Genomic DNA, 13,074 nt, shown 5'->3' with positions numbered 1-13,074 from the left:
CAGCAATGAACAAGATCGATCTGGACGGCCGGCTTGCGGTCGTGACCGGCGGCGCGCAGGGAATCGGCCTTGCCGTCGCGCAGCGCTTCGTCGAAAGCGGCGCGCGGGTAATCCTGTGGGACCGCGACGGGGCTGCGGCCGAACGCGCCGCGGCAAGCCTGGGGGCCGCAGCCTCGGCCCGTCAGGTCGAACTTGCCGTCGACACCGAGATCGAGGCGGCGGCGGCAGAAGCCGGTCCCGTCGACATCCTGGTCAACAATGCCGGCATCACCGGCGGCAACGCCAAGACATGGGAGCTTGATCCCGCCGTCTGGCGCCAGGTGATCGAAGTGAACCTGAACGCCCCATATATCGCTTGCCGCGCACTGGTGCCCGGCATGATCGAGCGCGGCTATGGCCGGATCGTCAACGTCGCCTCGATCGCAGCCAAGGAGGGCAACCCCAATGCGGCGCATTACTCGGCCTCCAAGGCCGGCCTGATCGCGCTGACGAAATCGCTGGGCAAGGAACTTGCCGGGACCGGGATCCTGGTCAACGCGATCACCCCGGCTGCCGCCCGCACGCCGATCTTCGACCAGATGACCCAGGAGCATATCGACTACATGCTGGCGAAAATCCCGATGAACCGCTTCCTGGAACCGGCCGAGGCAGCCTCGCTGGTGGCTTGGCTTTCTTCCGAGGATTGCGCGTTTTCGACCGGCGCGGTCTTCGACATTTCGGGTGGCCGCGCGACCTATTGACGTGGCTGCCGGGGGCTTTCGGCCCCCGGACCCCCGAGGGTATTTTCGAAACAGTGAACGGGGCAGCGCCGCTTTCGCCGTTTTGCAAATACCCCGGGGGGAGTCCGAAGGACGGGGGGCAGCGCCCCCCTTATTCCTTGACGGCGCCGGTCATCGAACTGACGTAGTAATCCACGAAGAACGAATACAGGATCACGACCGGCAGCGACCCAAGCAGCGCCCCGCTCATCAATGCGCCCCATTCATAGACATCGCCGCGCACCAGTTCGGTCAGGACGCCAACCGGGATCGTCTTGTTTTCCGAGCTGGAGATGAAGGTCAGCGCATAGATGAATTCGTTCCAGCTGAGCGTGAACGCAAAGATCCCGGCCGAGATCAGGCCCGGCACCGCCAGCGGCAGCACGATCTGGGTCAGGATCTGCCAGCGCGTCGCGCCATCGACCAGCGCCGATTCCTCAAGCTCATAGGGGATCGAGCGGAAATAGCCCATCAGCAACCAGGTGCAGAACGGGATCAGGAAGGTCGGATAGGTCAGGATCAACGCCAGCTTGCTGTCGAAGATTCCGATCTGGAAGACGATCACCGACAGCGGGATGAACAGGATCGAGGGCGGCACGAGATAGGCCAGGAAGATCAGCAGGCCAGTGATCCGCGCGCCGCGAAAGCGCAGCCGCTCGATCGCGTAGGCCGCGAAGACCGAAGCGGCAAGCGACAGGAAGGTCGAACAGACCGCCACGACCAGCGTGTTCCACAGCCAGCCCGGGTAGCTGGTTTCAAACAGCAGGTACTTCATATGTTGAAGCGTCGGCCCCACCACCCAGAAGGGGCTGTGGTTCTGGTAATCGGTCAGCTGGGCGTTCGGCTTCACCGCCGTGATCGCCATCCAGTAGAACGGGAACAGCAGCACGAAGATGAAGCAGGCCAGCGGCAGCCAGACCAGGAAGATCTTGCGCCCCCGGCTTTCGAACTGGTCCATGCCCTCATGGTCGTCGGTGACGGTTGCCTGCTGGGCCATCAGTCTGCTCCCTGCTGCCATTTGCGGCGCTGAAGGCCGAAGAAGCTGAAAAGGATCGCGGCCAGCAGGAAGGGGATCATCGCGACTGCGATTGCCGCCCCTTCGCCCAACTGCCCGCCGGGAATGGCGCGCTGGAAGCTGAGTGTCGCCATAAGGTGCGTCGCATTGACCGGCCCGCCGCGGGTCAGGACATAGATCAGCTGGAAATCGGTGAAGGTGAACAGGACCGAGAAGGTCATGACCACCGCGATGATCGGTGTCAGCAGCGGCAGCGTCACACGACGAAAGCGCTGCCAAGGGGTTGCGCCGTCGATGGCCGCGGCCTCGTTCAGGGATTGCGGAATGGTCTGCAACCCGGCCAGCAGCGAGATCGCGACAAAGGGAATCCCGCGCCAGACATTCGCCGCCATCACCGACAGCCGCGCGTTCCAGGGATCGCCCAGAAAGTTGATCGGCTGGCTGATGATGCCCCATTTCAACAGCACCCAGCTGATGATCGAGAACTGACTGTCGAAGATCCACCAGAAGGCCAGCGCCGACAGCACCGTCGGCACCACCCAGGGCAGGAGGATGATGGCGCGGAAGAAGTTCTTGAAGGGCAGGTGCCGGTTCAGAAGCAGCGCCAGCCACAGGCCCAGGCCAAATTTCAGGACCGAGGCGACGACGGTGTAGAACAGCGTGTTGAAGACCGCCAGCCAGAAGACCGGGTCGTCCATCAGCCAGGCATAGTTCTCAAGCCCGATCCAGACACCGGGCCGGCCGATCCTGGCATCGGTGAATCCAAGCCAGACCCCCAGGCCCAGCGGATAGGTCAGGAAGCACAGCAGAAATGCCGCCGCGGGCAGCATGAACAGCAGGCCGAGGCCATTGCGGCTTTCGACAAAGCGCCGCCACAGCGAGGCGCGCGGTTCGGGCGGGGGGGGCATGTGCTGCTCCTTCCTCACATCGGAAAGGGGGGCGCCCGAAGGCGCCCCGATGCGGTCAGCGGTAATAGCGCGCGATGCGGCGCTCGGCATTGGCGATCGCTTCCTCGGCCGTGCGCTGGCCGGTCACGGCCTCGGCGAACATGTCGACCAGGACGTAATCGGCCATGACCCCAGCGGATGCCGGTCCCAGCGGGCCAGCATAGCCGTTGGCGCGAAGCGATTCCGAGGCCTTCGCATAGGGCGCGTGCACCGGGTTCGAAGTCCAGACCGGGTTGTTGGCAAAGCCCTTCAGCGCCTGGCAGCAATAGGCGCTGGCGCCGGTCAGCCAGGCGTTCATGCGATCGGCCCCGTACATGAACTCGAGATAGGCCTTGGCGGCATTCGGGAACTTGCAGTGCTGGAAGATCGAGATGGTCGAGGTCTGGTGCAGTTCGACTGACTTGCCGACCGGGCCGATCGGCAGGTTGCTGGTGCGAATGTCCTCACCCAGCGCCTTTGTCGCCTCGTCCTTCATCGCCGCATAATACAGCGAGACGCCGTTCGCGGTCAGCGAGATGTCGCCCGCCAGGAAGGCGCGGTTGTTGTTGATGTCGAGCCAGCTTTCCGTGCCCGGAACGAAGACCGCGTACAACTTCTTGGCGTATTCGATCGCAGCCAGTGTCTCGGGGCTGTTGATCGCGACTTCGCCCTTTTCGTTCACGGTCTGGCCGCCATGGCTCCAAAGCAGCCAGTGGACGAAGTTGTTGCCATCGCCGACCGCCTTGCCGAAGGGGAAGCCAGCCGGTGTGCCCTTTTCCTTCAGCGCCGTGCACAGCGCCAGGAAGCCTTCGGTATCCTTGGGGAATTCCTCGAACCCGGCGGCCTTCACATGGCTGTCGCGATAGCAGATGGCGTTGCCGATGGCGCAAAGCGGGGTCGAGATGAACTTGCCATCCTGTTCACCATAGGCGCGCAAGCCGTCATACCAGCCGCCGTTCTTCTCGCCCAGCATGGTGCAAAGATCGGTCACGTCGACCAGCTTGTCCGGGTACTGGAAGGGGTCGTCGAACCAGCTCATCACCATGTCGGGGCCCGAGCCCACGTTCGCGGCGACGGCGGCTTTCGGACGCACATCCTCCCAGCTTTCCTGGTCGATGCGGACTTCGACGCCGGTCGCTTCCGTGAAGGCCTTGGTGTTGGCGTTCCACGCCTCTTCCTCGCCCTTGACGAAGGGCACCCAGCGCAGCAGGCGCAGGCTGGCGCCCTGTTCGGGGGTGAACATCGGAGCCCCTGCCGCCTGTGCCAAGGCCGGACGGGCAAAGGGGCTGGTCAACACGGCGCCGGCCGCAAGCGCGGCGCCGCCCTGCAAGAGCTTTCTGCGGTCGATGGACATTGCTTCACTCCTCCCAAAGTGCAATGCGGCCGTTTCGCGGCCCGTTATACCCGCCCGCCCAAAGGCAGGCGGGGCCAGTCAGTCCGTCAGGCGCACCCCGCTGTCAGCGTCGAACAGGTGCACGGCGGTCGGGTCGATGGCGACATTCACCACCTCGCCGGGCCCGGCGCTCACGCGGTCGCGGAAGACGCAGGTCACGGCTTCCCCGCCCAGCTTGCCCGCGACATAGGTCTCGGCCCCGGTGGGTTCGGTGACCTCGATCGTCAGGGGAATGTCGCCGCCCAGCGTGATCGCCTCGGGGCGGACGCCATAGATCAGCCTGCGCCCCTCGGGCGCGCGGATTACCGGCAGGCGCTGGCCATTCTTGGCTACAAAGGCGCCACCTTCGACGCTGCCCGGGATCATGTTCATTGCCGGGCTGCCGATGAAGCCTGCCACGAACAGATTCGCCGGACGGTCGTAGAGATCAAGCGGAGCGCCGATCTGCTCGACCCGGCCGTCATGCATGACCACGATCTTGTCGGCCATGGTCATGGCCTCGATCTGATCATGGGTGACATAGACGGTCGTGGTCTTCAGCCGGTTGTGCAGGTTCTTGATCTCGGTCCGCATGCTGACGCGCAGCTTGGCGTCCAGGTTCGACAACGGCTCGTCGAACAGGAACACCTGCGGATCGCGCACGATGGCGCGGCCCATGGCAACACGCTGGCGCTGGCCACCCGAAAGCTGGCGCGGATAGCGGTCCAGCAGATGCGCCAGGCCCAGGATCTCGGCCGCGGGCTTGACCTTCTCGCCGATCTCGGCCCGTGAGGAGCCCTTGAGCTTCAGCGAGAAGCCCATGTTTTCGGCCACGGTCAGATGCGGGTAAAGCGCATAGTTCTGGAACACCATCGCGATGTCCCGGTCCTTGGGCGGCAGGTCGTTGACGACCTTTTCACCGATCAGGATGTCGCCGGACGTGATATGTTCAAGTCCCGCCAGCATCCGCAGCAGGGTCGACTTGCCGCAACCCGAAGGCCCGACCAGAACGACGAATTCACCTTCGTCGATATCGACCGAGACGCCGTGCATCACCTCGACCGCGCCGTAGGATTTCCTTACCTCGCGGATAGTCACCGAGGCCATGCGATCCCTCCTCCCAAAGGTATCCATTGGGGGGCAGGCTGTCAGGAAGGCCGATCCCGATCAAGCATTTTATTGGCGATGCGACAAGATCGACCGTCTTGCTCGTTCATTGCGCAATGTATACGCTGCGAACCCCTTACAATGCATCATGCGGGATCAGGGCGCCCGGATGACAGATCACGCGACCAGCGGTTGCATGGCCCTTCTGGACGGCCTCGGCCATCCCGGCCCCGGCCAGACGTGCGGACAGATAGCCGCCGTTGAAGCTGTCGCCCGCGCCGGTCGTGTCGACCGGCTGAATGCGTTCGCCGCAGGACAGGTCCAGCCATTCCCCCCGAGGCGTGCGCCCCAGCATGTCCCCGCCGCCGTTCTTGACCAGGATTTCCGAGACACCGGCCCCCAGATAGCGGTCGGCGGTGACGCGCGGGGCGGCGTCGCCGAAATATTGTGCCTCTTCGTCGAAGCTGGGCAAGGCGATGTCGGCAACGGCCGCACCCTTGACGATCCAGTCGCACATCTCGGCGGCACCGGACCACAGGCGCAGGCGCATATTGCTGTCAAAGGCGACCTTCGCCTTGGCCGCCTTCAGCGCGGCCAGCAGCACCTCGCGCCGCTCGGGCGTCAGGATCGCCAGCGTGATCCCGGAGAAATAGACAAGGTCCGCCCCGTCGAAGCATTGCGCCAGATGGGCGGGGTCGTCGGCCAGGCAACGCGCGGCCGAACTGTCGCGCCAATAGGTGAAGCTGCGCTCGCCATCCTTCAGGTCGATCATGTAAAGGCCCGGCGCGCGCGTCGGGTGACGGGTGATGCACCCGGTACCGATCCCCGCGCCGCCGATGAAGTCCAGCAGCGCCGTCGATATTGCGTCCTGACCCACGCAGGTCAGGTAATCGACCGTCGCATCCTTCGGCATCAGCGCGCGCAGATACCAGGCGGTATTGAACGTGTCGCCCGCGAATGCCTGACGCCAAAGGCCCTGCCCCGCGCCCGACAATTCCACCATGCATTCGCCAACCGAAACCACCCGCATCTCGTCCCCCGATATTTGCGAGCCGCAACTTAGCGGGAACGGCCGAAATGAAAAGGGCCGCCCTGCGGCGACCCTTTGCTTTGCTTCGATTCAGGCGTCCACGTCCCAGCCGCTGATCTGCTTGCTGTCCATGAACTCCTCAAGCCCCCAGACGCCGCCTTCGCGCGCCCGGCCCGATGCCTTGACCCCGCCAAAGGCCGAGCCACGGCCGCGGCTTTGGCCATTCGTCTCGATCATGCCGGCGCGAAGCTGGCGGGCCAGGCGATTCCGGCGCGTGCCGTCCTGGGTCTGGACATAGTTGGTCAGGCCATAGACCGTGTCATTCGCGATACCGACTGCCTCTTCCTCGGTGTCGAAGGGAATGATCGACAGGACCGGCCCGAAGATTTCCTGCCGGGCGATGGTCATGTCGTTGTTCACGTCGGCAAAGACCGTCGGGCGGACGTAATAGCCGCGGTTGACGCCCTCGGGCAGGCCGGGGCCGCCCGCGACAAGCCGAGCGCCTTCGTCGATGCCCTTCTGGATCAGATCCTGGATCTTGTCCCACTGCACCTTGCTGACGACCGGACCGATATGGCGGCCCGGCTGGTGGGCGGTCGCAACCTCGGTTTCCTCGGCGATCTTCTTCGCCTGCTCGACCGCGGTTTCATAGAACGAGCGCTCGACCAGCATCCGAGTCGGGGCGTTGCAGCTTTGGCCCGAGTTGTAGAAGACGTGCCGCACGCCGCGCGCCACCGCCTTTTCATCGGCATCGGCAAAGACAAGGTTCGCACCCTTGCCGCCCAGTTCCAGAGCAACCTTCTTCAACGAATCCGCCGCGGCCTTGCTGATCGCAATACCCGCGCGGGTCGAGCCGGTGAAGCTGATCATCTCGACATCGGGATGGACCGAAAGCTGGGTGCCGACGCCAAGGCCATCACCGTTCACCAGGTTGAAGACCCCTTTCGGCAACCCCGCCTCGTCCACGATCTCGGCGAAAAGCATCGAGGAAAGCGGTGCGATCTCGGACGGTTTCAGGACGACCGTGTTCCCGGTCAGGATCGCCGGGATCACCTTCAGCGTGACCTGGTTCATCGGCCAGTTCCAGGGCGTGATCAGACCGATGACGCCGATCGGTTCCCATGCGACCATGCTGTCCGGGGCGTGCGGCCCCAGCGGCCGGATGAATTCGAAATTGCGGAAGGCCTCGATGAAGGCTTCGATATGGCTGACGCCGCATCCGGCCTGATCGGCGACCGCCATGTCCTGCGGCGCGCCCATCTCATGGCTGATCGCCGCGCCCATCTCGGGCTGGCGGCGCTTATAGATTTCAAGGATCTTCTCGACCTTGGCCAGCCGTTCGGCGGGGGTCGTGGCCGACCATGCCGGGAAGGCGGCCTTGGCCGCGGCGACCGCCGCATCCGTATCGGCCTGCCCACCCAACGAGATGATCGCGACCGGCTCTTCGTTCGAAGGGTCGATAACCTCGAGGTCATTCGGTGCCGACGGCGCAACCCAGGCACCGTTGATGTAGAATTTCCGCTTATCTGCCAGTTCGCCCATGCGCGGACCCCCTTTGCTCTGTCTGGGGACAAGGTGACACCCGAACCGCCCGGCTTCAAGGCCCGTGCTTCGGGGGCGGCGCAACCGGTTTTTTCACGACCCGAGAAGTCGTGCTGGAAAACCCGCCGCACATGCATATCTTGACCCAGCGGAGCAAACCTAAAAGGACCAATTGCCATGTCCCTGCGCATCAACGACACCGCCCCCGATTTCTCGGCCAATTCCACCGAAGGCAACATCGCGTTCCACGACTGGATCGGCGACAGTTATGCCATCCTGTTCTCGCATCCCCGCGACTTCACGCCGGTTTGCACCACGGAGTTCGGCGCAGTCGCCCAGCTGGTTCCCGAATTCGAAAAGCGGAACACCAAGGTTCTGGGCGTTTCGGTCGATTCGGTCACCGACCACGCCAAGTGGAAATCCGATATCGAGAAGGTCGCGGGCGTGCCCGCGAATTTCGCGATCATCGACGACAGCGACCTGACCGTCGCCAAGGCCTATGACATGCTGCCAGCGGATTACTATCTGCCGACCGAGGGGCGCACCCCGGCTCATTCGGCGACGGTGCGTACCGTGTTCATCATCGGACCGGACAAGAAGGTCCGCCTGACCATGACCTATCCCATGTCGGTCGGCCGAAACTTCGCCGAGATCCTGCGTGCCCTTGACGCGGTGCGCAAGACGGACGGCGTGCCCCTGGCGACCCCGGCGAACTGGATCCCCGGTCAGGACGTGATCGTGGCGCTGGCACTGGATGACGCCGCTGCCGAGGCGAAATACGGCCAGCTTGACAAGAAGCTGCCCTATCTTCGCTTTGCCAAGGATCCGGCCTGACCCGGCCCGGCCGCGTCCCAACGGGCGCGGCCCCCTATCTGTCTGGACAGGGCAATGGAAACGCTTGATCCTGCCCGACGGACCAGCTTCGGACGCACAGATGTACATACCCCCGCATTTCAGTGAAATCAGCCCGGATGAAATCGCGGGGATCATGCAGGACGCACCGCTGGCCTGTATCGTTTCCCAGACCCCTCAGGGCCTGATCGCGAACCATGTTCCCTTGCTGTCCGCGCCCGACGGCACGCTGATCGGGCATGTGGCGCTGGCCAATGACATGCACCGGCTGATCGACGAGGGCCAGGAGGTCATGGCGATCTTCAGGGGCGAGGACGCCTATGTCTCGCCGAATTTCTATCCCTCGAAGCCGGAACATCACCGCCATGTGCCGACCTGGAATTATCAGGTCGTGCATGTCTATGGCACACTCCGCTTCCAGCATGACGAACAGGCCAAGCGCGCCGCTGTGGGCCTGTTGACGCGCATCCACGAACGGCGGCTGAACGGCAATGACGCTTGGCGCATGGCGGATGCCCCAGCGGATTACCTGCAGCAAATGCTGTCGAATATCGTTGCCTTCCGGCTGACGGTTACGCGGGTGCTGGCCAAGTCGAAGCTGAGCCAGAACCGGGACGCTCGCGATTATTTTGGTGCGATCGCAGGGCTTGAGGCCAGTGGCCATTCCGGCATGGCCCGGCGCATGGCCAGACTGCGCGACGCGGGCAATGAGCCCACCTAAAGGAAGCCGGCAGCCCTTGCCCGCGCGACGTGATGCCCCAGGAAGGAATCCTCGGGGATCTCGCTCAGCCCCTCGCGCGCCAGCAGCTTGTTGATGTTGCTGGCCGTCAGGTGAACCGCATGCGTGCCGGGGCCAAAGCTGCCATCACGCAGTTCGCCCGGCTGGATGAAGCGGCGGCAATCGCGGGTCAGTACCGGATACAGCACGTCCATCGGCAGCGCGTGGCGCAATTCGTCATGCCGGCGCAGGAAGGCGGTCAGCGCGCGCGGCCCGGTCGAACCCCAGGGCCAGCGATCGATCGGCACGCCGCGGCCCAGCGTCCTGACCCAGTATTTCGCGCGCCGAAGGCCGGTGATATGGGGCGCGACGCCACGCGTCTCGGGCGTCAGCTTCGAAAGCTCGGCCAGTGTCGGCGAATCCTTGGGCAATCGCAGCACGGCGCAATTCACCTGGTCGGGCTTTTCATAGCCATAGATCCGTTCGCCCACGAAAGCGAAGGGCTTCAGCGCGATCATGTCCAGATCGACCCAGGTATGGTCGGTGTTCCGCATCAATGCGAAGCGGAAGAAATTCGAATGCAGCGACGGGCTTTTCTCGCGCGCGTAGATGGCAATGCGTTCACCCGGCAGCACTTCGCGCGCATCCCGCGCCAGGACACCCGCAGGCAGGTTCGCGATCGGCGCATAGCTGTAGACGGTCAGCGGATTACCGACCCGCAGGAAGGATGCGACCGAGGCCAGCTCGATCGGGCCAAGACGCTCTCCTACCCAAAGCGTCGCAAGGGAATTCCTCATCATTGCCTCGCATGAAAAGACCGGCCCGGATAATCCGGGCCGGCCACGATCAGGGAAAAGAACGTCCGATCACTCGGCCGATTCTTCTTTCTTCTCGGGGGCGATCTCCTCGCCGGTTTCCTGGTCGACCATCTTCATGCCAAGGCGGACCTTGCCGCGATCGTCGAAGCCCAGCAGCTTGACCTTCACCTCTTGACCCTCTTTCAGGATCTCGTTGGGGTGGGTCAGGCGCTTGTTGGCAATCTGGGACACATGGACCAGACCGTCGCGCTTGCCGAAGAAGTTCACGAAAGCGCCGAAATCGACCAGCTTCACGACCTTGCCGATATAGACCTTGCCCTCTTCCGGCTCGGCCACGATCGAATAGATCATGTCATAGGCCTTCTTGATCGAATCGGCATTGGCCGAAGCGATCTTGATGACGCCGTCGTCGTTGATGTCGACTTTCGCGCCCGAGGTTTCCACGATCTCGCGAATGACCTTGCCGCCCGAGCCGATCACTTCACGGATCTTGTCGGTCGGGATGGTCATCGTCTCGATGCGCGGTGCATGAGCCGAGAACTCACGGCGACCTTCGGTCAGGGCATGGGCCATCTCGCCCAGGATGTGCATCCGGCCGTCCTTGGCTTGCGCCAGGGCCTGCTCCATGATCGCCGGCGTGATGCCCGCAACCTTGATGTCCATCTGCAGCGAGGTGATCCCGTTTTCGGTGCCCGCAACCTTGAAGTCCATGTCGCCAAGGTGGTCTTCGTCACCCAGGATATCGGTCAGGACCGCATATTTGCCGTCGTCTTCCAGGATCAGGCCCATGGCGACGCCAGCAACCGGAGCCTTCAGCGGGACACCCGCATCCATCATCGACAGCGAGCCGCCGCAGACCGAAGCCATGGAGGACGAGCCGTTCGATTCCGTGATCTCGGAAACGACGCGGATGGTATAGGGGAAGTCGGTCGCAGCCGGCAGCACGGCCTGCAGCGCGCGCCATGCCAGTTTGCCGTGGCCGATCTCGCGGCGGCCGGGCGAACCCACGCGGCCAACCTCGCCGACCGAATAGGGCGGGAAGTTGTAATGCAGCAGGAAGTTCGAGCGGAAGTTGCCGTGCAGGGCGTCGATGATCTGTTCGTCATCGCCGGTGCCCAACGTGGTCACGACCAGCGCCTGCGTTTCGCCACGGGTGAACAGCGACGAACCGTGGGTGCGCGGCAGGACGCCGACTTCGCTGTCGATGGCGCGGACGGTCTTGGTGTCGCGGCCGTCGATACGGGCGCCACCGTTGATGATGTCACCGCGCAGGATGCCCGATTCCAGCTTCTTCAGCGCCGAACCCAGGTTGGCGTCGGCCAGTTCTTCCTCGGTCAGGGCTTCCTTGACCTTGGCTTTTGCGGCGGCGACGGCATCCTGACGCTCGCCCTTGTCGCGCAGCGCATAGGCAGCGCGCATGTCGGCCTCGCCCAGCGATTTCACGCGGGCATAAAGCGCGCTGTAATCCGGCGACTGGAAGTTGAAGGGCTCTTTCGCGGCGACTTCGGCCAGGTCGATGATCAGGTCGATCACCGGCTGCATCGCCTCGTGGCCGAATTTCACGGCGCCCAGCATTTCTTCCTCGGTCAGCTCATAGGCTTCCGATTCAACCATCATCACGGCGTCTTTGGTGCCCGCGACGACCAGGTCCAGACGCTGCTCGGGATTGTTGCGCAGCTGGTCCATGTCCTGGACTTCCGGGTTCAGCACGTATTCGCCATTGGCGAAACCGACGCGAGCTGCGCCGATCGGACCCATGAACGGAACGCCCGACAGGGTCAGCGCGGCCGAGGCGGCGATCATGGCGACAATGTCGGGATCGTTGACAAGGTCATGGCTCAGCACGGTGCACATCACCAGGACTTCATGCTTGAAGCCGGGGGCGAACAGCGGGCGGCAGGGGCGGTCGATCAGGCGGGCGGTCAGCGTCTCTTTTTCGGACGGACGCGCCTCACGCTTGAAGAAGCCGCCCGGCACTTTGCCGGCGGCATAGTATTTCTCTTGATAGTGGACCGTCAGCGGGAAAAAGTCCTGCCCCGGTTTCGGCTCTTTCGCGAAAGTGACGTTGGCCATGACGCTGGTTTCGCCAAGGGTGGCGATGACCGAGCCGTCGGCCTGACGGGCAACCTTGCCCGTTTCCAGCGTAAGCGTCTCTTCGCCCCACTGGATGGATTTCTTCACTTCATCAAACATCTGGTTTCCTCTGGGAACGGCCGGCCCTCCGGTCACGTCCTGTCATATGGCGGCCCCATTGCCGCCCGCCCCGATCCTTCGCATGGCCCCCGAGGCAGGAGCGTCACGTCACAGATGGACGCGCCATACAGCAAAACAAGGGATTTGGGAAGTGCGAAGGCGGTTCCGCACACTGCGCGGAACAGAGGTTTCAGGGGGGCTACCGGTTGCCTCGGGCGAACACACTTCATCACTAGGCGACCCTCGCGGGGGAAGGACGGGACAGTCGCCCCGTCCTGGCGGTCCAGAGCCCGTAACTGGATTCCTCAGCGCCCTGTCATGCTGGCGAGGCAGCGGGTGCCGGTTCCTGCGGCTTCGGCGGCGGGCATCCTGCACGATGGAAGCTCTGCCGCAGCCTGATGCAGGATCATGCCGCAAACCACCGGCCTGGCGGCAACTGCAGGCATTGCCTCGTCCGCCGGGAGCAGCGTGCAGGCCCCTGCCCGCTCATTCCACCAATAAGTCTGCGATATATTGACGTAACCCTGCCGGGCAAGTTCCTCGGGTCCCGGACGAGCCGCCCCGGCCGGATCGTTCTCGGCGAGCGCAGGCAATGCAAGAAGGGCCGCCAGAATGGCGACGAATGTCACTGGAAATTTCATCGGTCGGTCCTTTCACGGACGCATGAAAAATGGACTAGGAGATATAAAAATTCGCGCAGCATGGCAGCGCGCCGGCATCCTAGTCGATTTGACCGATTCGTC

The 13,074-nt window shown here is 63.6% G+C and carries 12 protein-coding genes; 3 read left to right on the top strand and 9 right to left on the bottom strand.

Annotated features, from left to right (window positions below):
- Window positions 1–5 precede the first annotated feature (5 nt).
- Window positions 6–740 carry an SDR family oxidoreductase gene (locus ACO2Q4_RS17065; RefSeq protein ID WP_423320773.1) on the top strand — a complete coding sequence of 245 codons (735 nt, stop codon included), beginning with the start codon at window positions 6–8 and terminating at the stop codon, window positions 738–740.
- A gap of 130 nt (window positions 741–870) precedes the next feature.
- On the opposite strand, the gene ACO2Q4_RS17060 is transcribed toward ACO2Q4_RS17065, so the two are convergent.
- The 6 genes from ACO2Q4_RS17060 to ACO2Q4_RS17035 form a co-directional block, all read right to left on the bottom strand.
- Window positions 871–1,755, bottom strand: a complete 885-nt coding sequence (locus tag ACO2Q4_RS17060; RefSeq protein WP_311759902.1) for a carbohydrate ABC transporter permease — start codon at window positions 1,753–1,755, stop codon at window positions 871–873.
- Entirely contained in the window at window positions 1,755–2,681 is a 927-nt protein-coding gene (locus tag ACO2Q4_RS17055) for a carbohydrate ABC transporter permease (RefSeq protein ID WP_311759901.1), read from the bottom strand. The genes ACO2Q4_RS17060 and ACO2Q4_RS17055 overlap by 1 nt, the downstream gene beginning before the upstream one ends.
- A gap of 55 nt (window positions 2,682–2,736) precedes the next feature.
- Window positions 2,737–4,053: an ABC transporter substrate-binding protein gene (locus tag ACO2Q4_RS17050; RefSeq protein ID WP_311759900.1), complete on the bottom strand. Its 1,317-nt coding sequence runs from the start codon at window positions 4,051–4,053 to the stop codon at window positions 2,737–2,739.
- Between the two features lie 78 nt (window positions 4,054–4,131).
- Window positions 4,132–5,178 carry an ABC transporter ATP-binding protein gene (locus ACO2Q4_RS17045; protein WP_395134302.1) on the bottom strand — a complete coding sequence of 349 codons (1,047 nt, stop codon included), beginning with the start codon at window positions 5,176–5,178 and terminating at the stop codon, window positions 4,132–4,134.
- 136 nt (window positions 5,179–5,314) lie between these two features.
- Entirely contained in the window at window positions 5,315–6,208 is an 894-nt protein-coding gene (locus ACO2Q4_RS17040; protein ID WP_423320769.1) for a sugar kinase, read from the bottom strand.
- Between the two features lie 90 nt (window positions 6,209–6,298).
- Window positions 6,299–7,750 (bottom strand): aldehyde dehydrogenase family protein, encoded by a 1,452-nt coding sequence (locus ACO2Q4_RS17035; RefSeq protein ID WP_423320767.1) that lies wholly within the window; start codon window positions 7,748–7,750, stop codon window positions 6,299–6,301.
- Window positions 7,751–7,927: 177 nt separating this feature from the next.
- Between ACO2Q4_RS17035 and ACO2Q4_RS17030 the strand changes: the two genes are divergently transcribed.
- Window positions 7,928–8,584 carry a peroxiredoxin gene (locus ACO2Q4_RS17030; RefSeq protein ID WP_311759897.1) on the top strand — a complete coding sequence of 219 codons (657 nt, stop codon included), beginning with the start codon at window positions 7,928–7,930 and terminating at the stop codon, window positions 8,582–8,584.
- A gap of 100 nt (window positions 8,585–8,684) precedes the next feature.
- The gene (locus ACO2Q4_RS17025; protein WP_311759896.1) at window positions 8,685–9,323 is read left to right on the top strand and encodes an FMN-binding negative transcriptional regulator; all 639 of its coding nucleotides are present in this window, start codon (window positions 8,685–8,687) and stop codon (window positions 9,321–9,323) included.
- On the opposite strand, the gene ACO2Q4_RS17020 is transcribed toward ACO2Q4_RS17025, so the two are convergent.
- The 3 genes from ACO2Q4_RS17020 to ACO2Q4_RS17010 form a co-directional block, all read right to left on the bottom strand.
- Window positions 9,320–10,117, bottom strand: coding sequence for a hypothetical protein (locus tag ACO2Q4_RS17020; RefSeq protein ID WP_311759895.1), 798 nt, complete (start codon window positions 10,115–10,117; stop codon window positions 9,320–9,322). The two genes, ACO2Q4_RS17025 and ACO2Q4_RS17020, sit on opposite strands and share 4 nt — an antisense overlap.
- A 69-nt stretch (window positions 10,118–10,186) precedes the next feature.
- On the bottom strand, window positions 10,187–12,331 hold the full coding sequence (gene pnp / locus ACO2Q4_RS17015; RefSeq protein WP_311759894.1) for a polyribonucleotide nucleotidyltransferase: 2,145 nt from the start codon (window positions 12,329–12,331) through the stop codon (window positions 10,187–10,189).
- A gap of 305 nt (window positions 12,332–12,636) precedes the next feature.
- Window positions 12,637–12,972 (bottom strand): hypothetical protein, encoded by a 336-nt coding sequence (locus ACO2Q4_RS17010; RefSeq protein WP_423320764.1) that lies wholly within the window; start codon window positions 12,970–12,972, stop codon window positions 12,637–12,639.
- Window positions 12,973–13,074 lie beyond the last annotated feature (102 nt).

It is taken from the genome of Paracoccus sp. KR1-242 (genome assembly GCF_049446195.1).
GTDB lineage: Bacteria > Pseudomonadota > Alphaproteobacteria > Rhodobacterales > Rhodobacteraceae > Paracoccus > Paracoccus broussonetiae.
The sequence above is the reverse complement of the archived record's forward strand: the minus strand, read 5'-3'. Positions and strand labels throughout refer to the sequence as shown.